Genomic DNA, 20,567 nt, shown 5'->3' with positions numbered 1-20,567 from the left:
GTCGCAACGAAATGCGAGTACAGCCTGATAAGCATGAGCATTAACTGATGTAAAAAAAGCCCCGCCTATCGGCGGGGCTTTTGTTTGAAGTTCGAAACGGACTAGATATCTGTCTGCCCATTCGGGCCAGTCGTTTCATTCACATCTTCATCCTCTGGCCGCTTCGGCGGCTTGCGCGCTATCAGACTATAGAACATCGGAATGAAGAACGTTGCGATGAACGTTGCAGCCAACATACCGCCGATAACGCCCGTACCGATCGAGTGACGGCTTGCCGAACCGGCACCCGTACTGATCGCAAGCGGCACAACACCGAGAATGAAGGCCAGCGAGGTCATCACAATCGGGCGGAAGCGCAGGCGGGCCGCCGACGCTGCCGCCTCTATCGCGGACTTGCCTGTCTCTCGCTCGAGTACCGCGAATTCCACGATCAGAATCGCGTTCTTCGCCGCCAGACCTATGAGTGTCACCAGACCAATCTGGAAATACACGTCATTGGTCAACCCGCGCAGATCAGTCGCCAACAGCGCACCGAAGATAGCAAACGGCACTGCGGTAATAACGGCGAGCGGCAGGCTCCAGCGCTCGTATTGCGCCGCAAGGATCAGGAACACCATGACGAGACCGAAGATCATCGCCTGCGTACCTGTGCCGCTTGTGGTTACTTCCTGATAAGCCGAGCCCGTCCATGCAATCTGGTAGCCCTGCGGAAGAACCTCCGCAGCCACTTCCTGCATTGCCTTGATGGAATCGCCAGAGGTGAAACCTGGTGCCGGATTACCGGTGATCTTCGCTGCATTGAAGGCGTTGAAGCGTTCAAGCTGATCCGGGCCAACAATACGTTTGACGGTCACAAGAGCATCAAGCGGGATCATGCTGCCGGAATTGGCCCGCACGAAGACATGCTTGAGATCGCTTGGATCACGACGGAACTCAGCCTCCGACTGCAGGTTGACCTGATAGTTGCGGCCAAACAGCGTAAAGTCGTTGACGTAAAGACTGCCGAACGTTGCCTGCATTGCAGTGAATACAGAGTTGATCGGCACACCCATAGCCTTCGCCTTTTCGCGATCAAGCTGGATGTCATATTGCGGAACATTCGGATCGAACGTCGTGCGTACGCCCTGCAGTTCCGGTCGCTTGGCCGCAGCCTCGGTGATGAGCTTGGTTGCACGCGTCAGCGATTCAACACCACCGCCGGTACGATCCTGAACATAGAGTTCAAAGCCACCGGTCGTGCTGAGGCCCATGATCGGAGGCGGGTTGAATGCCAGCACAAGCCCGTCTTTGATGCCCGAATTCATGGCCATGATGGCACCGGGAAGATTGCGGGCATCGGTTTCAGGTGTCGTGCGTTCCTTCCAGTCCTTGAGCATGATGAACATCGTGCCCGCACTGGTTTTCAGACCACCCGACAGAAGATCGAAGCCGGATACCGCAAAGACGCTTTCCACAGCCGGGCTTTTCCGGATATTCGCGCTCGCCTGATCAAGAACCGCCGTTGTGCGCTCCAACGAGGCCGCGGGAGGCAGCACGGCAACGCTGAACAGGTAGCCCTGATCTTCGTCAGGTAACAGCGATCCCGGAACCCGTTCAAAAAGATAGTATGTAGCACCAAGAAGGCCTGCAAAAATGATCAGACCGATTGCAGCGCGCTTCAAAAAGAAGCGAACGCCACGAGAGTAACCGTCCGTCACCCGCTCGAAGAAGCGGTTGAAGATGCGGAACGGCAACATCGGCTCGTGATGACCCGGCTTGAGGATCAACGCGCAGAGCGCCGGTGTCAGTGTCAGAGCCACAAGACCAGACAACGTCACCGAAATCGCGATAGTGACGGCGAACTGCTTGTACATTTCACCGACAAGACCACCCATGAAGGCCACCGGAATGAACACGGCGCAAAGCACGAGAACAATCGCAACAACCGGCCCCGTCACTTCACCCATGGCCTTGATGGCGGCCTTGCGCGGCGACAGTTTCTCGGTCGACATGATACGTTCGACGTTTTCCAGAACCACGATAGCGTCGTCGACCACGATACCGATTGCCAGCACCAGACCGAAAAGTGTCAGGAGGTTGATGGAGAAGCCGAGCACATACATGCCCGCAAAAGTGCCAATGATCGAGATCGGCACTGCGATGATTGGAATGAGCGTCGCGCGCCAGTTCTGCAGGAAGATGAACACCACCAGCACGACGAGAATGATCGCCTCGATGAAGGTGTGTATCACTTCCTCGATGGAGACCTTGATGAACTTCGTCGTATCGAACGGGATCGAGTAATCGATACCCGCCGGGAAGCTCGCCTTCAGCTCGTTCATACGGTTCTGAATGAGTTCCATCGTGTTGAGCGCATTCGCGCCCGGCTGCAGATAGATTGCAATCGGAACCGCGGACGTACCATTAAGATTACTGTCGACGAGATAACTTTCCGTGCCTAGCTCGACGCGCGCAACGTCCTTCAGACGCAGCGTTGCGGCGTTAGAGCTGGAACGAAGGATAATGTTCTCGAATGCAGCGGCATCCGGCAGACGCCCCTGCGTGGTCGCCGTATAGGTGAACGGCCCGGCCTGCGGATCGGGCTGATCGCCGAAACGACCGGCTGCGAACTGTGCGTTCTGTTCCTGGATAGCCGTCGAGACATCGCTAGGGGTCAGATTATACTGCGCCAGCTTGTCTGGACGCAGCCAGATACGCATCGAATAATCAATATTGCCGAGCAGCTGCACATCGCCAACGCCCTGCAGACGCTTGAGGTCGTCGACCACGTTCAGCAGCGCGTAGTTACCGACGTAGGTGCGGTCATAACGATCGCTGTCGGAGAACATGGCGACCATGCCCAGAATCGTGGTGGAACGCTTGTCCACCGTGACGCCGAGACGCTGAACCTCCTGCGGAAGCGACGAGGTTGCACGCTGTACGCGGTTGTTGACGTTGATGGTGGCCTGATCGGGGTCGGTGCCCAGAGCGAAGGTCACGGTCAACTGCATCGTACCGCTACCAAGGCTCGAGGACTGCATATAGAGCATGTTCTCGACGCCATTGATCTGCTGTTCCAATGGCGCAGCAACAGTCTGCGCCACCGTTTCGGCACTTGCGCCGGGATAGGTTGCACTGACGACCACCTGTGGCGGCGTCAGTTCAGGGTACTGCGCAATCGGCAGGATCCGGATGCAGATCAGGCCAGCCAGCACGAGCACAATGGAGATGACCGCCGCGAAAACGGGGCGGTCGACGAAAAATCTATTCATTGCTTGTCTGCCGCCTGTTCTTTGCCAGCTTCAGCACCCGCCTTGTCAGGCGATGTCTGATTGCTTGCTTCAGTAGCTGCGTCGACCGGATTCACGGGCTTACCCGGGGCTGCCTTGACGAGACCTTCGCTTATAACCCGTTCGCCTGCATTGAGACCTTCGGAAACAAGCCACGCGTCACTCAGTTCACGCGACACCGTGATCGGTCGCACTTCGACAACATTGTCCTTGTTGACCACGTACACAAACTGCGTTTGCGGACCCTGGAGCAACGCGGCCTTCGGGATCGTGATTGCATCCTTGACCTGAATACCGAGGATCACCGCACGGACGAACTGGCCAGGGATCAGGCGGCGATTAGGGTTCTCAACGACTGCGCGGGCACCAAGAGTGCCTGTTTCCGTATCGAGCGACGATGAGGTGAAGTCGATCGTACCTTCATGATCATAAGCCTGTCCGTCACCAAACAGGACCTTGATCTTGAGGCGATCGGCATCTTCACCCGTTGCACCGCGTTCTGCGCGCAAACGGTCGATTTCGGCAGCTTCCGTATCGGTGAAGGAGAAGTTCACATACACCGGATCGAGCTGGGTAATCGAAGTCAGAAGACTGGAGGATGCATCAGTACCGATGAGGCTGCCCTCATTGACCTGTTCCTGGCTGGTAATGCCGCTGATGGGCGCGGTGACCTTGGTATAGCTCAGATTGAGTTCTGCGGTGCGAAGCTGTGCCTTGGCTGCAGCAACCGCCGCCTTGTTCAGGTCGCGCGTCGCAAAAGCGGAATCACGAACTGCCGTGCTCTGCACCTTCTGCTGGACGAGTTGTTCTGCGCGCTCGGCATCCCGAATGGATTGCTGATACTGCGCTTCGGCCTGCGCTACCTGAGCCTGAGCCTTTTCAAGCTCGGCCTCATACGGTGCAGGGTCTATTTCAAACAACACGTCGCCCGCTTTGACTTCCGTACCTTCGATGAAATTGCGGTGAAGCAATATTCCGCCCACGCGCGCTCGGACCTGAACATCGCGATAGGCGCTGATACGCGCCGCATATTCATAGGTAACAGGTACATCATGCGGCTTGACCACCGTAACGGATACCTGTGGCGGTGGCGGTGTAGCCCCCCCGGGTGCCTGCGCCAGAACGGGTTGCCCCGCAAAGACAAGAAATGCGGCCCCTGCCGCAAAAAGCCGAATGGAACGGTTCAAAGTCATGATGGGAGTGCCCTTGCTGTCGCGCGGTGCTGCCAATTTAACATACACGAGTGTTTGTAAATACGGACTACCGTGTTATAGTCAATCACCTAATATTACAGATCACGAATGAGTTATCCAGATTCAGTGGCAAACTGGGCCACTAGCCTGCATCTACCTGAGAGAAGTCATGCGAAGAACGAAAGCCGAGGCAGCCGAGACCCGGGAAGCCATTCTGGTGGCCGCCGAGCAGGTTTTCCTCGAACGTGGTGTCAACCAATCTACACTGATGGAAATCGCATGTCATGCCGGAGTAACGCGTGGTGCGATTTATTTCCACTTCCACGACAAGCTTGAAATCGCGCGCACAATCATAGGTAATGTCCGCTTCCCGCAAGAAGAAATCATGTTGCAGGCAGCAGCCGTTAATCACCCCAATCCAATGCATGTTCTGGAACAATCGATTATCCAGGCGCTGCATCTTTTTTCGAACGATGTACGCCAGCAGAACATTTTCATTATCATCAATCAGCGATGCGAATTCGTCGGCGAGATGGCCCCACTTGAAGACAGGCTCAGGGAAGCGCGATCTAATGTCCTCTCATTGCTCGCAGGATTGCTCGACGTGGCGGCAAGACGCGGGGAGCTTTCAAAGGAATGGACTGCTGATACGGCAGCACTGATCCTGCTTTCCATGTTGAGCGGGCTCCTCAATGAATGGTTGCGCGGCGACAGGAACTACGATCTCGTCACCTATGGCGGCAAGGCAATCTCGATACTCATTCGATCTCTGCGAAATCAGGAATTCGAAGCTCATCAGACGCAAGATTACACATAATTGCGATATGACCCGCCCATCGGACCTGCTATTTTCTCCCGTGCTATCTTTCAACCTATTGTGATTGCTGAACTTAAAAATTGGGGAAGACGCTCGACTCCTTTATAATTTACGCTTACGTCAATGTAACTCTTGCGAAGAGAGTAAAACTCGACCACATTTATGGTGAGGAGGCTGTCCGGGCGGACAGCTTGGGAGACGGCGGGCGCACAGGCTGCCCAACTTAGGACGGAGCAATCCGGGGAGAAGACATGGCGAAAAAAACGACTGGGCGAAGTGCATCCGTAGTTGAATCCGTCGCAGCAGATACAGCCAAGAAAGGCGCGTTGACGCAGGAAAAAATCTGGCTCAAATCGTATCCGGTCGGCGTTCCGCACGAGATCGATCTGAGCAATACCTCGTCTATTGGCGATATGATTCTGGCGTCCTGTCGGCAGTTCCCCGACAATCCCGCCTTTACCTGCATGGGTAAGGATCTCTCTTTCAAGAAGCTGGACGAATACTCTCGCGCCCTCGCAGCATTTCTCCAATCGCGTGGCCTCGTCAAAGGTGATCGCGTCGCAGTGATGATGCCAAACATCCTGCATTATCCAATTGCGTTTACGGCTATTCTCCGCGCCGGTTTCGTGGTGGTGAACGTCAATCCGCTTTATACGCCGCGCGAGCTGGAACACCAGCTGAACGACTCCGGCGCCAAAGCATTGATTGTTCTGGAGAACTTCGCATCGACGGTGGAGAAGACCCTTAACTCCGTCAATGTTCCCAATATCATTGTCGCTTCAATGGGTGACATGCATGGCTTCAAGGGCCACATCATCAATTTCGTCGTGCGCCGCGTGAAGAAAATGGTGCCTGTGTGGAACATCCCGGGGCATATCCGTTTCAAGGATGCATTGGCTCAAGGCCGTGCCCAATCCTTCAACCCCATTCCGGTTCAAGGTTCTGACCTTGCTTTCCTGCAATATACAGGCGGTACGACGGGCGTCTCGAAAGGCGCCATGCTCACCCATAGCAATATTCTTGCGAATGTGGAGCAGATGCATGTCTGGATGGAGGTTGCTTTCCGCAACAAAGGCAAGCCCAAGGCCCTGAATTTCGTATGCGCCCTGCCGCTTTACCATATTTTCGCGCTCACCGTGAATGCGATGATCGGCATTAAGCTTGGTGCACGAAATATCCTCATTCCCAATCCACGCGATATTTCCGGCTTTGTCAAAGAGCTGAAGAAATACCCGTTCCATATCTTCCCGGGCCTCAACACCTTGTTCAACGGCCTCATGAACAACCCTGATTTCCAGACACTGGATTTCAAACCTCTTATTCTCACTCTCGGCGGCGGAATGGCTGTGCAACGTCCTGTTGCCGAACGCTGGCAGAAAATGACTGGTTGCCACGTCACTGAAGGGTATGGTCTCTCGGAGACCTCGCCCGTCGCATGCGCCAACGCGCTTGATGCGACCGAGTTCTCCGGCACTATCGGCCTGCCCATGCCATCGACTGATGTGGCAATCCGTGACGATGACGGAAATGACCTGGCACTCGGAGAGGTCGGGGAAATCTGCGTGCGCGGACCACAGGTGATGTCGGGCTATTGGGAACGTCCCGATGAAACCAAACGCGCGATCATGCCGGATGGTTTCTTCCGCACGGGCGACATGGGCTTCATGGACGAACGCGGTTACACCAAGATCGTCGACCGCAAGAAGGACATGATCCTGGTTTCCGGCTTCAATGTCTATCCAAACGAAATTGAAGAAGTTGCCGCCGGTCACCCCGGCATCGTGGAAACGGCTGCCGTTGGCATACCGAACGAACATTCGGGCGAAGTCGTCAAATTGTTCGTTGTCCGTAGCGACCTCAACCTGACCGAAGACGAAGTCAAAGCCTATTGTGCCGAACGTCTCACCAACTACAAGCGTCCGCGCGAAGTCGAGTTCCGCGAAAGCCTGCCAAAGAGCAATGTTGGCAAGATTTTGCGTCGCGAACTTCGCGACTGAGAACGTTGAAGTTTACAAACAAATACGGCCGGACATTTCATCCGGCCGTATTTGTTTCAGACTGTATCATGCAGATGGCGGCACCAGAGGCTGAACGATCTCCTGGAAAGGTGCCAGCGCTTCGCATCGAGCTGCCAGACCAGCCAATGCCGGATGTTTCTGCTCATTAAAGAGGCTTGGATGCGCCTCGCGCAGAAAGCGAAGCGCACAAGCCGCCGCGATATCGGCATGTCCGATATCATCTCCAAACCAGTATGATGATTTCCGTTCCGCAAGATCACTTTCCAGAACATCCAGCACCCGCGCGATCTGTGTCTCGCAGCGTTCCACCCAAACGCTTGATTTTTCGCTTCGCAGCAAACCTTCATAGAGAAGGCTCACGGCCTTATCGGCAAGACCGGTAGAAAGCGCACATATCTTCAAAGCCTGACGGCGCTCGATACCTTTTTGCGCCACCAACGGAGGCTTGCCGACTGCGATCTCATCGAGATAATCGAGTATCGCCGCGCTTTCGATCACGACGTCGCCATCGTCGAGGACAAGCGTCGGCACGCGGCTCAGCGGATTGAACTCCGCAATCCTGTCACGGTCACCGAATGTCGACCACGGTTCATGCTCGAATGGCAGGCCGTAAAGCCGCATGGCGATAGCGACACGCCGCACAAAAGGGGAATCATACTGGCCGATCAGGATCATGGACATAGCTCGGGAACGTTGAACGTTCCGTCATGCTACTCCACACCGATCACACCGCAAGAGCATTGAGGATGAATTGTCATGATGCTTCCATTCAACGAATTGAATGGAAGCCAGCACTCATCACTTCAATAATTCAGGCAATCCAGCAACGCTATCCAGCACCACATCGGCATGAGGCTCCAGCGCCTCACGAGGAGAGTTGCCCGATAGAACACCGACCGCAAGCCCTGCCCCGGCAGCATGGGCTGTTTCCAAATCATGCAGATTGTCGCCGACCATGGCGATCTCGTGGGGTGCCAATCCCAGCTTTTCTGCAAAATAGAACAGCGGGTCGGGATAAGGTTTTGGGCGCGCCGCCGTGTTGTAGCCAATCACGACTTCGAAGAGCCCGTGGATACCCAGAGCTTTGGCGGTAGCGTGGGCACCAGCCTCGGAATCGTTGGTGGCGATACCAAGGCGAAGCCCCATCTCCCGCAGCGTTTCCAGCGTTTCGCGAACGGCTTCGATCGCAACCGCCGAACGCGCACCTTCGGTGACGCAGTAAGCGTCATATTCTTCGACCAGTTTGCGCACCTGCTCGGATGCGACGTCTGGATGCCAAAGTGAAACGATATCTTCGACTGTACCTGCCGCGATGACCGAATTGGCCCGGAAACGCTCGGTCAGCCAGTCATAACCTCCCGCATCGAGCAACGCGCGAGCCCGCACCTCGTCGCCTTTTGCTGCACGCTGCGCCAGTTGCCACGAGATTGAAAACCAGGTGCGGTCGAAATCGATCAGGGTGCCGTCCTTGTCGAACAGGACGGCACGGATTGATTTCATACGCTCTGCGGAAAGCTTGTCGCTCATGCTTCCAGCGCACCAGCACGCTTCTTGACGGTTGAAGGCTGTGCTCCAAGCAGCTTGAGAAGATCATCCCCACGACGCACATAACGCAGCGAACGACGGGTCAGGATGCGCCCGTCCTGCGGTGCTGTCAGCGTGATGTCGCCCTCCGGTTCACCCGGCTTCGTAACCACTGTAACCAGCTTCGTTCCCGCCTTTACTTCATCGCCCGGCGCTACATGAAAGAGCACCATACCCCCTTCCGGCGCGCGCAACATCTCAACATGTGAGAGCGGCGTGACAAGACCCTTATATTCCGTCTCTAGCTTCACATTGTCGTCGCGGACAACACCGCGATGGACGAGAAATTTGTACAGTCCTTCGGCATCGCCTTTGCCCATATCGGCATAAACATCGCTCAAGCCACGGAATTCAACCGTTGTAACAGCCCGGCGCTTCATGTTGCGCTTGTCCGCCGGCAATTGCAGAACCGGATGCGCACAGGCTTCTTCAAAAGCTGCGTCGGCTGTCGTGTCCCATGCGAGGATTGCCGTCGAATTGAGCGCGATGGCCAGATCTTTCATATCCTCAGCAAACTCTTCCGCGATATAAACGTAGTTTTCGCTCTCATCGTCGCAATGCAGGTCGAGCACGATATCGTTCGTCAGAGCCAGCTTCAAAAGCGTCGCCTTCAGGCGCTGAGCCAGTGAGATCGGCGCATCCGGCTCCGGCAGTTCAGACGTGTCGAAATCCGGCAGTAGCGGGAAAGCGCGATTGAAATTGGTCAGCGAAAACGTCTCGAAACGGCCGAGATGCTGATGTGCCTGCCACTGATTGGAGCCGATCGGGTTGGCTTGCGGAACAACGGTAATATTACCAAGAACGCGCCCTTCCTCAGTCGCTTTCTTCAACATCGGAACCAGGAAATGAAGAGCCGCCTGCCCCGGAAGTTCGGCCCCATGAAGCGAAGATTGCAAATAGGCGGAAGGCGCATCGCTGTCCTTGCCTGCAAAGCGCAGCACGCGCAACTCGATGGCATTTCCCGGTACATCGCCGGCAAATTTTACGATCTCGGTTTTCATTTCATTTCCCATTTATTTCTCATGAAGAGAGCCGGGTTACAAACCCGGCTCTCCTTTATTTCTAGCTGTGCAGAGAATGCCGTCAAGCTTTCCTTCGCGCATGCAGATGCGCGACAAGCCCTTGTGTGGAAGCGTCGCGACCGTCGCTGCTCTCCTCACCCGAAACCACCGGCAGAAGTTCGGTGGCAAGTTCCTTGCCAAGCTCCACGCCCCATTGATCGAAAGCATTGATGCCGAAAATCTGTGCTTCGACGAACACGCGGTGTTCATAAAGCGCTACCAGACGTCCCAGAGCAAACGGATCAAGCTTGTCATGAACCAGCGTCAACGAAGGGCGATTGCCCGAGAAAACGCGATGCGGAGCAATGCGTTCAACTTCGCTCTCCGGCAGGTTCTTCGCCTTCAACTGTGCCCGCGCTTCATCAAGGGTACGCCCCTTCATCAAGGCCTCGGACTGTGCAAGGCAATTCGCCAGCAACATTTCATGCTGATGGTCGAGGTGCTTTTCATGGCCCTTTGCCGCAACGATGAATTCGAGCGGAATGGTGTCGGTGCCCTGATGCAGAAGCTGGAAGAAAGCGTGCTGGCCGTTCGTGCCAGGTTCACCCCAAACAACCGGGCCTGTCGGACCGGAAACCGGCTTGCCATCGACCGTGACGCTCTTGCCATTCGACTCCATGTCCAACTGCTGCAGATAGGCTGGGAGACGGGCGAGACGCTGGTCGTATGGAATGATCGCACGGCTGCCATAACCACAGATCGCACGATGCCAGTAACCGATGAGACCCAGCCAGACGGCTAAGTTCTTTTCCAGCGGCGCATCTCGGAAATGCACATCCATTGAATGCGCACCTGCCAGAAACTTGCGGAAATCCTCCGGTCCAATCGCAATCATCACTGGCAGGCCGATGGCCGACCATACGGAATAACGTCCACCGACCCAGTCCCAGAAACCAAAGACCCGGTCTTCAGCAATGCCGAAGGCGGCAACCTTGTCCAATGCGGTTGAGACAGCAGCGAAATGAGCGCCCACAGCCGCTTCTCCAAGTGCATCTGCTACCCATTTACGCGCGGTCTGCGCGTTGGTCATTGTTTCGATGGTCGTGAACGTCTTGGAAGCGATGATGACAAGCGTTGTCGCAGGATCGAGAATGCCAAGCGTATCCGCAATATGAGCGCCGTCGATATTGGAGACGAAATGCGCACGCGGGCCATCATGATATGGGGAAAGAGCCAGAGTTGCCATGACCGGTCCGAGGTCGGACCCGCCAATGCCAATATTGACGATATCGGTGATCTTCTTTCCCGTCGCTCCCTTGATCGTGCCCGACCGAATGCCATCCGCAAATGCCGCCATACGGTCGAGCACTTCCTTCACGTCCGGTAAAACATTGTGTCCGTCAACAAGCACTTCCTTCGAGGAAGTGTCGCGCAGCGCGACATGGAGAACGGCACGGTCTTCCGTATTGTTGATGTGCTCACCCGCAAACATCGCCGCACGACGACCTTCGACATCGGCAGCAACGGCCAGTTCCTTGAGGAGCCCGATCGTCTCGTCATTGACCCGGCATTTTGACCAGTCGAACAGAAGGTCATCCAGGGATAGCGAATACCGCTCGAACCGGCCCGGGTCTGATTTGAACGCCGCGCGCATATCGTGCGGGGCCGAATCTGCCCAGTGCTTTTTAAGCTTTGCGACCGTTGCTTCAAGCTTCGTCGCGTCTCTTGCCATGATGCTACTCCCGAATCAAATCGATTTAATTGCGGACATTAAGCGTTTTAGAGAGGATTTGCGGCAAATAAATTACCGAACTTCCAATTTGGACAGAGTGTCATATACACCATATTGATCAATTTAGGGTGATCCACCTCGGAGTGAAGCATGGACCTGACCGGAGAAGAGCGGATTGCGGCACCACGCCAAGCAGTCTGGGATGCGTTGAACGACATTGAGACGCTGAAATCCTGCATTCCCGGTTGCGAAGATATAGAGCGCATTTCGGAAACAGAGATACGTGCCGCCCTCAAAGTGAGTTTCGGAATCCTGAAAGTCCGCTTTCACGGCATTCTGGAATTGTCGAATATGAAACCGCCTGTCTCCTATACGATCTCCGGCCATGGGGAAGGCTCTATAGCAGGGTTTGCGCACGGCGCGACCGATGTGCGCCTGGACGAAGATGGTGACGACACGATTTTATCCTACGCCATACGTGGCGATGCCGGTGGCAAGGTGGCACAGATCGGCACGAAATTGCTCGGCTCAGTCGCACGAAAAATCGCAGACCGCTTCTTTGCCAATATCGCAGAAGCGGCGTCGAACGCCGCCGCAAAAACGACCTGATCCAGCTTCACTCTTATAAAGCTGCAACGGTGTTCCTTAACAATCCGGTATTCGATAATTCGCAATACTTCTTGAAAGCCCGCTGGCATGAAACCCAGAGACGTCGCGACCTATATTTTCCTTGCCGTAGCATGGGGACTTTCGTTCCTCGTGGTGTTGCGCGTGGTCGAAGCCTTTGGCTGGGCCGGTGCGGTTGCCTTCCGCTCCTTCATTGCCGCCGGAACACTTTTTGCAATCGCGAAACTCTCCGGACGCAATCTTGATTTTCAGGCGGGCTGGAAACCCTTCGCCGTGGTTGGTGCAACCACCGTTGCGGGCCAGCTTATTGGCCTTTCCTACGGGACGCCGCTGATCGGCACCGCTATGGCCGCGATCTGCGTCGCATCCATTCCGCTTTTCTCGATGGTTATCAGCCAGCTCTGGGGTCTCGAACGCATCACCTCGCGCGGCCTCATCGGCCTGCTCCTCGGCGTGACCGGCATTGTGCTTCTGGTCGGCTTCCCGGCTGTTGCGGTTACGCCTCAATTTATCATGGGCTGTATTGCTGTGCTTTTCTCCTGCTTCTCGGCAGCTTTCGGCAGCAACTATGCAAGCCGTCGTCTTTCTACCACCGGCTCATGGGAAACCACCATCGGCGCATTCGTGTTTGGCGGCATATTAAGTTTGCCACTGATCTTGGCCGTTCCTGTGCCAGCCATGCCGGGGATGATTGATTTTGTGTATCTGCTGATTTCGGCATGCGTGATGAGTGCGCTTACCTATGTGCTTTATTTCAAACTGGTTGGAAATGTCGGGCCGACAAAAGCCATCAGTGTTGAATTCGTGGTAACGGTCATCGCGGTTCTCGTCGGTGCGGTGTTCCTCAAAGAACAGCTTTCCTTGATCCAGTTTGTCGGCGCTGCTGTCATTATCAGTGGCTGTGCTCTGGTGCTAAGCTCGCGCCCGGCACTACCCAAAGAATCCCAAACTTTCCCTGCCTCGGAAGCGACACCGGACGGCCTCAAGTCCGATCCGCTTTGATTTCACACTCTGATCAACTGTCAAAGGCCCGCGCTTCCAAAGCCGGGCCTTTCTCTATTTCTAGTGCCTAACTTTCATAAATTGACCAGATGATAAAAAATTTGACCTTCCGTAAAAATCTGTCATCCTGTCATTAACGGGCATCACGCGACGGCAAAGATCGCAGCCCGGAACAACGTTTAAGGTGCGCAAAGGGAACCCGCGCCTGAACAAGCAAAAATGGGAGATGCGATCGATGAGATCAGCAGACAATTCGCCTATTGATGCAATTGATAATCCGGGACATGCGAACGGGCCTGATATTCACGGCTCGCGGCTGGAAAAGGCCGACTACGCGCATGTTTTCGATGATCTGCATCCGCCGCTGAACAAGCATGAAGCCCTCGTTGAATCTGATCGCTGCTATTATTGCTATGATGCGCCTTGCATGAATGCATGCCCGACCAGCATCGATATTCCGCGTTTCATCCGACAGATTAACACCGGCAATGCAATCGGTGCGGCAAAGACCATTCTTTCAGAGAACATTCTGGGTGGCATGTGCGCCCGCGTTTGCCCGACAGAAACGCTTTGCGAAGAAGTGTGTGTGCGCGAAACGTCCGAAGGCAAGCCGGTCAAGATTGGCGAATTGCAGCGCTATGCCACCGATGTTCTGATGGAAACCGGCAATCACCCATTCAAGCGCGCGCCTGAAACCGGCAAGCACGTCGCAATCGTTGGTGCCGGTCCGGCTGGTCTTTCTGCGGCGCATCGTCTTGCGATGCATGGTCATCAGGTGACGATTTTTGAAGCGCGGCCCAAGGGCGGCGGGCTCAATGAATATGGTATTGCCGCCTATAAGACGGTCAATAATTTCGCCCAGCGCGAACTGGAATTCGTGCTGAAAATCGGCGCAATCAATATTGAATACAATCAGACGCTCGGTCAGGACATCACGATTGAAGCCTTAAAAGCGGGCTATGATGCGGTGTTCCTCGGCATGGGTATGCCGGGCGTCAACGATCTGGCGCTTGCAGGCGAAGATGCGCCCAACGTGATCGATGCTGTCGATTACATCGCCAATCTGCGTCAGGCAAAAGACCTCTCGTCCCTGCCCGTTGGCCGCAATGTTGTCGTTATCGGCGGCGGCATGACGGCGGTAGACGTTGCCATTCAGACGAAGAAGCTTGGCGCTGAAAACGTGACAATCGTTTATCGTCGCGGTCAGGAAAACATGAATGCCAGTGCCTATGAGCAGGAACTGGCGCAGATTCATGGCGTGGTGATCCGTCACTGGTTGCAGCCGCATGCCCTTGAGCGGAATGAGGACGGCACGGTCAATGCCGTGGTCTTTGAATATACCGCTGCCGAGCACGGCAAGCTTTCCGGCACCGGCGAATATCTCCTTCTTGAAGCCGATCAGGTGTTCAAGGCTATCGGCCAGAAGTTTGAACCCGAGCCAATTGCCGGGTCTGGCATCGGACTTTCCAAAGGGCGCATCAGCGTCGATGAAGATCGTCGCACATCCGTTGAGGGCATATGGGCAGGAGGCGACTGCGTTGCAGGTGGTCAGGATCTGACCGTTGCATCGGTGGAAGACGGCAAGGTTGCAGCAGAATCCATCCATGCGACGCTGACAAAACGTCCCGAAGCGATTGAAGGCTTTGCCGATGCGGTATTGTCGGGCGGCGCACTTCATGCGCCCTCCCCGTCTGCTTCGCGCAACCGCAGTGTGCCATTGGGCCAGGAACAGGGCTGAGGAGAGTAAATATGGCTGATCTTTCAACAAACTTCCTCGGCATTAAATCTCCGAACCCGTTCTGGCTGGCTTCGGCTCCACCGACCGACAAAGCTTACAATGTCGAACGGGCTTTCAAGGCTGGCTGGGGTGGCGTGGTCTGGAAAACGCTGGGGGCTGAAGGGCCGCCCGTCGTCAACGTCAATGGTCCGCGCTATGGCGCGATCCATGGTGCCGACCGGCGCCTGCTGGGTCTCAACAATATCGAGCTGATCACCGACCGGCCGCTGGAAGTGAACCTGCGTGAAATGAAAGAAGTGAAGATGCGCTGGCCCGACCGCGCATTGATCGCCTCGATCATGGTGCCGTGCGAAGAAGAAGCGTGGAAAGCAATCCTGCCTCTGGTGGAGGAAACCGGTGCCGACGGCATTGAGCTGAACTTCGGTTGTCCGCATGGCATGAGCGAACGCGGCATGGGTGCGGCTGTCGGCCAAGTGCCGGAATATGTCGGCATGGTCGTGAAATGGTGCAAGCAATATAGCCGGATGCCGGTGATCACCAAGCTCACGCCAAACATCACCGATATTCGCAAGCCAGCGCGTGGCGCGAAAGAAAACGGTACCGATGCGGTATCGCTGATCAACACGATCAATTCGATTGTGTCAGTCGATCTCGACAGCATGTCACCGGTGCCGTCCATCGATGGTCGCGGCAGCCATGGCGGTTATTGCGGACCAGCCGTCAAGCCGATTGCGCTCAACATGGTGGCAGAAATCGCACGCGATCCTGAAACCTATGGTCTGCCGATTTCAGGCATTGGCGGGATTACCACATGGCGCGATGCTGCCGAATTTATCGCGCTCGGCTGCGGCACCGTTCAGGTCTGTACCGCTGCTATGACCTATGGCTTCAAGGTCGTTGAAGAAATGATCGACGGTCTTTCCGACTGGATGGATAGCAAAGGCTATCAGACGCTGGACGATTTCCGCGGCATGGCTGTGGGGCATGTCAGCGACTGGCAGTATCTCAACCTCAATTATGTCACCAAGGCACGGATCGATCAGGATTCCTGCATCAAGTGCGGCCGTTGCCATATTGCCTGCGAAGATACCTCGCATCAGGCAATCACCAGTCTGGTGAATGGTGCGCGGCACTTTGAGGTGATCGATGAGGAATGCGTTGGCTGCAATCTCTGCGTCAATGTTTGCCCGGTCGAGGATTGCATCACCATGGAGCAGATCGGCGATTTCGATCCACGCACCAAGGCACCGATCCCGGCACAATATGCCAACTGGACGACCCATCCGAACAATCCGATGGCCGTGAAAGAGGCCGCCGAATAAAACAGAAACGCCGGGCAAAAACCCGGCGTTTTCTTTTGCTGTATTTGTTTTTAACGGCTGACGCGTTTGCCTTTTTCCGGCTCGAACACATGGCTTGTTGCTGGATCAATCGCAATGGTCAGCACATCGCCCGGACGCACGGTCAGGCGCTCGCGGAACAGGCAGGTAATCGGCTGATCGCCGAGCTTGCCCATGACCATGATTTCCGAGCCGGTTGGCTCAACGATTTCGACCGTGACCGGAACGCCCTGCTCTGCGATCTTCATATGTTCAGGGCGCGCACCATAAACGGCCTTGCCCGAAAGACTTGCATAATCGCCTTCCGGAACCGGCATACGGAAGCCGCCGTCGGCCACGAACGAGCCTTCTTCGATCTTGCCATTGACGAAGTTCATCGATGGCGAGCCGATGAAGCCAGCCACAAACATATTGGCCGGACGATCATAGAGATCGAGCGGAGCGCCGATCTGTTCCACCAGACCATCGCGCATAACGACGATTTTGTCAGCCATGGTCATGGCTTCGATCTGGTCGTGGGTTACGTAGATCGTCGTGGTCTTCAGACGCTGATGCAGGCCCTTGATCTCACCGCGCATCTGCACACGCAGTTTGGCGTCGAGGTTGGAAAGCGGTTCATCGAACAGAAACACTTGCGGATCGCGAACAATGGCACGACCCATGGCGACACGCTGACGCTGACCACCGGAAAGCTGACGCGGAAAACGGTCGAGCAGTTTGTTAAGGCCGAGAATTTCCGCCGCACGATTAACGCGGCTGTCGCGTTCTTCCTTCGGCGCGTTTTTCAGCATGAGCGCAAAGCCCATATTGTCGGCCACCGTCATATGCGGATAGAGCGCATAATTCTGGAACACCATAGCAATATCGCGTTCCTTGGCGCGCAAGTCATTGACGACACGCGGGCCGATGGCGATTTCGCCATCGCTGATTTCTTCTAGCCCTGCGATCATGCGGAGCAATGTGGATTTGCCACAACCCGACGGGCCGACCAGAACGACGAACTCACCGTCTTCGATATTGACCGACACACCATGCAGAACGCCAACATTGCCGTACTTCTTGACTGCATTTCGGATGGATACAGATGCCATCTTGAACCTCAACTCTTATTTGACGGCGCCTGCGGTCAGACCGGCAACGATCTGGCGCTGTGCGAAAACGGTTAGCAACAGGACCGGCAATGTGACCACGAGGGCTGCGGCGGCAAGCGGACCCCAGCTGACCTGTTCAAAGGACAGCATGTTGTAAACTGCGACCGGCAGGGTGCGTGTCTCGCGGCTTGCAAGCACGATGCCGAAAACGAAATTGTTCCACGAGAAGATCACCGCAAGGATGAGCGACACCACAACGCCGGGCTTGGCGATTGGAAGTGCCACCTTCATTAACACCTGCCACGAGGATGCACCATCGATAATGGCGGCTTCTTCAAGCTCCAACGGTGTTGTCTCGAAATAGCCGATCATGATCCAGATCACGATTGGAACAGTCACAACCAGATGGATGATGATCTGTGGCCAGAGCGTGCCAAGCAGTCCCAGCGTCTGAAACAGCAGGAACAGCGGGATCAGATAGGACAGGCCCGGCGTCATACGCGCAATCATGATGACAATTGCCGACTTGTTGGCGCGCAGTCGTGCGATGCCGTAGCCTGCCGGAACGCCGACCAGCAATGCCAGCAAAGTCGCTATTCCGGTCACGAGAATACTGTTCCAGAAATAGAGCAGGAAATCGTTGGTCTCGAAAATCCCGGTATAGTTCGACCAGGCGAAGCGGTCGGGGATCAGGATGGGCGGATAGGCGCCGTTGTCGATTTCATATTTCAACGAAAGCGACAGCATCCAGACGAAGAAGAAGATTGCGGGCGACACGATGATGAAAACCATGAGTGCCGTGCCAAGCTTGGAAAGAATTGACTTGCGTGCCATGGTCGGTCCTCACGAATTCCACTTGGTCCGCTGGCGCAGGGCCAGAAGAACCATCGACATGGCGATAATGACAATGAAGAACACCACGGCAATCGCCGATCCATAGCCAATGTCGTAATAGGAAAACGCCACGTTATAGAGATAGATATTGATGGTTTCCGATGCCGTTCCGGGACCGCCCTGCGTCATCGCATAGATGATGTCGAAGCTTTTCAGCGCATCAATCGATCGGATGATAACGGCCACCATGATAAACGGCAGGATCATCGGAAGCGTGATATAGCGGAACTTCTGCCAGCCATTGGCGCCATCGATTTCCGCGCTTTCAAACGGATCACGCGGCATGGAGGCAAGGCCACCCAGCACAATGAGCATCACGAGCGGCGTCCATTGCCAGGTTTCAACAGCCACCAGCGACGGGATAACCGTGCTCTGGTTGAATATCCATTCCTGTGGGCCAATGCCGATCAGTGACAGAAGATAGTTCAGCACGCCCAACTGCGGGTGATACATCATGGTCCAGACAAGGGCGACCGCAACCGGTGTTGCCATCATCGGCATCACGAAAATACCGCGCAACAGTCCGCGCATCGGCAATTTGCTGTCAAAGACCAGCGCTGCAATCGTGCCTAATATCATCGGCGCCACGACCGAGAGAACCGTATAAACAAGCGTATGCCACATGGATTCCCAGAAGCGCATATCGGCTGCAAGACGCAGATAATTGTCGAAGCCGACAAAGCTCTGCTCCCCGCCGAGCTGCCACTGGTTTGCACTCATCCAAAGCGTAAACACCCATGGGAAGACAATCACCGCCCCGACGGTGATCAAGGCTGGAAGAACAAATGGCCAGTAACTTGGCCGCAAGCGGCTCTTGCCAGTCTTGGTGGAGGAAGCTGCATTGGCAGCAGCTTCCGTTTTTGCACCTATCGGGGCGGCAGATGTCATTTTCCTTCGCTCCGTGCGAGGACCGGACGGAATTCTTCCGTCGCGCGTTTCATTTCAGTTTCTGCATCAGCACCATTCAACAGATTGGTGAGGCCAACACCGATAATGTCGCGGAATTCCGTGACAGGTACGATGACCGGCAGGCAGAGCTGGCTGATTGGTGCGGATTTTGACAGAGCTTCCACCCAGCCCGCTGGCATAGTGACGCCCTTGCGCACGGCTTCATCATCGATGACCGACTTGCGGAATGGAACGCCCGATCCCGACTGCAACAGGCGGGCACCCATTTCCTTGGAAATGGCCCACTGGCAATAGAGATAAGCGGCTTCCTTGTTCTTGGAAGCTTCGGTCACGCCGATGCCGTCGCCGGTGGTTGGTGCTGCCTGTGCATTCGGGCCTGCTGGCATGACACCATAGCCAACCTTGCCGACAACACGCGACTTGTTCGGGTCTTCGAGCGGCGGTGCAAAACCGATACCGTCGAGCCACATTCCGACACGACCCTGCAGGAAGTTCGACTGGCATTCAGCCCAGTTGAAGCCTGCAACACCGGGAGGTGCCGATTTGGTCATCAGGCGCTGATAGAGCTTGGCAGCTTCAATGCCTTCAGCCGAGTCGGTCTGCAGATTACCGTCTGCGTCAACCGACTGCTTGCCATAGCCGAGCAGGAGGCTGGTATAGACCGGCGCATTGGCATTCTTCATGCCGCGAGCGACAAAACCATAGGTTCTGGTTGATGGATCGGTGAGCGCTTCTGCAGCGGCAACCAATGCTTCAAAAGTCTTCGGGAATTCGATGCCCTTGGCGGCAAAGAGTTCCTTGTTCCAGTAGATGATCCAGTAATCGACCGAGAAAGGCAGCGCGCCAAAGCGGCCATTGGCGTCCTTCGCGAATGTCAGACCAGCGCTCGCGAAATCATCTTCTGTGAGTGTTGCGTCGGTCAGCGTCGGGTCTTTCAGGAACGGGTTGAGGTCGGCAAGCCAGCCACCCTTTTCAAACTGACGCTTCTGAACGTGATAGCTGATGTGAATGACATCGAAGCTCGGACGACCAGACGTCAGCTCGATCACCGCTTTCTGGCGCTGCTGCTGTTCCGGCATCTGCTCGGAATTGACCTTGATGCCGGTGAGCTCTTCGAATTCCTTCTGATATTTCTGAAGGATCTCGCCGCGCGGGCTCTTGATGAGATTTACTTCAAGCGTGGTGCCAGCATACTTCTTCCAGTCAACGGTCGACTGCGCGAAAGATGGGCTGATGCCCGTGACACCCGAGGCGGCGATGGCCGCTGTCCCCGCCAGAAACTGACGACGTGTTGGACGTAATAGATTCATTACATGCTCCTCCCCTATGGCTTCTTGGCCCTATCATTCTTC

Annotated in this window: 16 protein-coding genes; 6 read left to right on the top strand and 10 right to left on the bottom strand. The window is 55.4% G+C overall.

The window, feature by feature from the left end:
- Positions 1-101: 101 nt before the first annotated feature.
- Complete coding sequence (bepE, locus tag LJ361_RS01655) at positions 102-3,251, bottom strand: multidrug efflux RND transporter permease subunit BepE (protein WP_166943121.1); 3,150 nt, start codon at positions 3,249-3,251, stop codon at positions 102-104.
- On the bottom strand, positions 3,248-4,462 hold the full coding sequence (locus LJ361_RS01650; RefSeq protein WP_010658198.1) for an efflux RND transporter periplasmic adaptor subunit: 1,215 nt from the start codon (positions 4,460-4,462) through the stop codon (positions 3,248-3,250). The genes bepE and LJ361_RS01650 overlap by 4 nt, the downstream gene beginning before the upstream one ends.
- A 169-nt stretch (positions 4,463-4,631) precedes the next feature.
- Here LJ361_RS01650 and LJ361_RS01645 point away from each other — a divergent pair, with 169 nt between their 5' ends.
- The gene (locus LJ361_RS01645; protein WP_010658197.1) at positions 4,632-5,279 is read left to right on the top strand and encodes a TetR family transcriptional regulator; all 648 of its coding nucleotides are present in this window, start codon (positions 4,632-4,634) and stop codon (positions 5,277-5,279) included.
- A 251-nt stretch (positions 5,280-5,530) separates the two neighbouring features.
- Positions 5,531-7,276: a long-chain fatty acid--CoA ligase gene (locus tag LJ361_RS01640; RefSeq protein ID WP_166943124.1), complete on the top strand. Its 1,746-nt coding sequence runs from the start codon at positions 5,531-5,533 to the stop codon at positions 7,274-7,276.
- A gap of 66 nt (positions 7,277-7,342) precedes the next feature.
- Here the strand turns inward: LJ361_RS01640 and LJ361_RS01635 are convergent, their stop codons facing one another.
- The 4 genes from LJ361_RS01635 to pgi form a co-directional block, all read right to left on the bottom strand.
- A complete protein-coding gene (locus LJ361_RS01635) occupies positions 7,343-7,972 on the bottom strand; it encodes a glutathione S-transferase family protein (protein WP_040130246.1) in 630 nt (209 codons plus the stop codon).
- Positions 7,973-8,095: 123 nt separating this feature from the next.
- Positions 8,096-8,824 carry an HAD family hydrolase gene (locus LJ361_RS01630; protein ID WP_166943127.1) on the bottom strand — a complete coding sequence of 243 codons (729 nt, stop codon included), beginning with the start codon at positions 8,822-8,824 and terminating at the stop codon, positions 8,096-8,098.
- Positions 8,821-9,882 (bottom strand): succinylglutamate desuccinylase/aspartoacylase family protein, encoded by a 1,062-nt coding sequence (locus LJ361_RS01625; RefSeq protein ID WP_029925760.1) that lies wholly within the window; start codon positions 9,880-9,882, stop codon positions 8,821-8,823. Before LJ361_RS01625 ends, LJ361_RS01630 begins: the two co-directional genes overlap by 4 nt.
- An 82-nt stretch (positions 9,883-9,964) precedes the next feature.
- Positions 9,965-11,614 (bottom strand): glucose-6-phosphate isomerase, encoded by a 1,650-nt coding sequence (pgi, locus tag LJ361_RS01620; protein ID WP_151662709.1) that lies wholly within the window; start codon positions 11,612-11,614, stop codon positions 9,965-9,967.
- Positions 11,615-11,764: 150 nt separating this feature from the next.
- Between pgi and LJ361_RS01615 the strand changes: the two genes are divergently transcribed.
- The 4 genes from LJ361_RS01615 (at position 11,765) to preA (ending at position 16,303) form a co-directional block, all read left to right on the top strand.
- A complete protein-coding gene (locus LJ361_RS01615; protein ID WP_071631937.1) occupies positions 11,765-12,223 on the top strand; it encodes an SRPBCC family protein in 459 nt (152 codons plus the stop codon).
- Positions 12,224-12,310: 87 nt separating this feature from the next.
- On the top strand, positions 12,311-13,243 hold the full coding sequence (locus LJ361_RS01610; protein WP_166943130.1) for a DMT family transporter: 933 nt from the start codon (positions 12,311-12,313) through the stop codon (positions 13,241-13,243).
- A gap of 226 nt (positions 13,244-13,469) precedes the next feature.
- A complete protein-coding gene (locus LJ361_RS01605; protein ID WP_182505862.1) occupies positions 13,470-14,981 on the top strand; it encodes an NAD(P)-dependent oxidoreductase in 1,512 nt (503 codons plus the stop codon).
- 11 nt (positions 14,982-14,992) lie between these two features.
- Positions 14,993-16,303, top strand: a complete 1,311-nt coding sequence (gene preA / locus LJ361_RS01600) for an NAD-dependent dihydropyrimidine dehydrogenase subunit PreA (protein WP_010658188.1) — start codon at positions 14,993-14,995, stop codon at positions 16,301-16,303.
- A 50-nt stretch (positions 16,304-16,353) separates the two neighbouring features.
- On the opposite strand, the gene LJ361_RS01595 is transcribed toward preA, so the two are convergent.
- The 4 genes from LJ361_RS01595 to LJ361_RS01580 are packed head-to-tail and all read right to left on the bottom strand — an operon-like array spanning position 16,354 to position 20,525.
- On the bottom strand, positions 16,354-17,412 hold the full coding sequence (locus LJ361_RS01595; RefSeq protein WP_166943136.1) for an ABC transporter ATP-binding protein: 1,059 nt from the start codon (positions 17,410-17,412) through the stop codon (positions 16,354-16,356).
- Positions 17,413-17,427: 15 nt separating this feature from the next.
- Positions 17,428-18,246, bottom strand: coding sequence for a carbohydrate ABC transporter permease (locus LJ361_RS01590; protein WP_264812469.1), 819 nt, complete (start codon positions 18,244-18,246; stop codon positions 17,428-17,430).
- Positions 18,247-18,255: 9 nt separating this feature from the next.
- Positions 18,256-19,194 (bottom strand): carbohydrate ABC transporter permease, encoded by a 939-nt coding sequence (locus LJ361_RS01585; protein ID WP_166943141.1) that lies wholly within the window; start codon positions 19,192-19,194, stop codon positions 18,256-18,258.
- Positions 19,191-20,525, bottom strand: a complete 1,335-nt coding sequence (locus LJ361_RS01580) for an ABC transporter substrate-binding protein (protein WP_166943144.1) — start codon at positions 20,523-20,525, stop codon at positions 19,191-19,193. The genes LJ361_RS01585 and LJ361_RS01580 overlap by 4 nt, the downstream gene beginning before the upstream one ends.
- Positions 20,526-20,567 lie beyond the last annotated feature (42 nt).

This window comes from Brucella sp. JSBI001 (assembly GCF_026014005.1).
Classification (GTDB): Bacteria; Pseudomonadota; Alphaproteobacteria; order Rhizobiales; family Rhizobiaceae; genus Brucella; species Brucella anthropi.
Note: the sequence above shows the minus strand (reverse complement) of the source record. Positions and strands in the feature narration are given on the sequence as shown.

Excerpts from the sequence above, each read along its gene's own strand:
- LJ361_RS01580 (WP_166943144.1), bottom strand. The coding sequence starts at position 20,525 with ATGAATCTATTACGTCCAACACGTCGTCAGTTTCTGGCGGGGACAGCG.
- LJ361_RS01630 (WP_166943127.1), bottom strand. The coding sequence starts at position 8,824 with ATGAGCGACAAGCTTTCCGCAGAGCGTATGAAATCAATCCGTGCCGTC.
- bepE (WP_166943121.1), bottom strand. The coding sequence starts at position 3,251 with ATGAATAGATTTTTCGTCGACCGCCCCGTTTTCGCGGCGGTCATCTCC.
- LJ361_RS01605 (WP_182505862.1), top strand. The coding sequence starts at position 13,470 with ATGCGATCGATGAGATCAGCAGACAATTCGCCTATTGATGCAATTGAT.
- LJ361_RS01635 (WP_040130246.1), bottom strand. The coding sequence starts at position 7,972 with ATGATCCTGATCGGCCAGTATGATTCCCCTTTTGTGCGGCGTGTCGCT.
- LJ361_RS01640 (WP_166943124.1), top strand. The coding sequence starts at position 5,531 with ATGGCGAAAAAAACGACTGGGCGAAGTGCATCCGTAGTTGAATCCGTC.
- LJ361_RS01610 (WP_166943130.1), top strand. The coding sequence starts at position 12,311 with ATGAAACCCAGAGACGTCGCGACCTATATTTTCCTTGCCGTAGCATGG.
- preA (WP_010658188.1), top strand. The coding sequence starts at position 14,993 with ATGGCTGATCTTTCAACAAACTTCCTCGGCATTAAATCTCCGAACCCG.
- LJ361_RS01625 (WP_029925760.1), bottom strand. The coding sequence starts at position 9,882 with ATGAAAACCGAGATCGTAAAATTTGCCGGCGATGTACCGGGAAATGCC.
- LJ361_RS01590 (WP_264812469.1), bottom strand. The coding sequence starts at position 18,246 with ATGGCACGCAAGTCAATTCTTTCCAAGCTTGGCACGGCACTCATGGTT.
- LJ361_RS01645 (WP_010658197.1), top strand. The coding sequence starts at position 4,632 with ATGCGAAGAACGAAAGCCGAGGCAGCCGAGACCCGGGAAGCCATTCTG.
- LJ361_RS01615 (WP_071631937.1), top strand. The coding sequence starts at position 11,765 with ATGGACCTGACCGGAGAAGAGCGGATTGCGGCACCACGCCAAGCAGTC.
- pgi (WP_151662709.1), bottom strand. The coding sequence starts at position 11,614 with ATGGCAAGAGACGCGACGAAGCTTGAAGCAACGGTCGCAAAGCTTAAA.
- LJ361_RS01585 (WP_166943141.1), bottom strand. The coding sequence starts at position 19,194 with ATGACATCTGCCGCCCCGATAGGTGCAAAAACGGAAGCTGCTGCCAAT.
- LJ361_RS01650 (WP_010658198.1), bottom strand. The coding sequence starts at position 4,462 with ATGACTTTGAACCGTTCCATTCGGCTTTTTGCGGCAGGGGCCGCATTT.
- LJ361_RS01595 (WP_166943136.1), bottom strand. The coding sequence starts at position 17,412 with ATGGCATCTGTATCCATCCGAAATGCAGTCAAGAAGTACGGCAATGTT.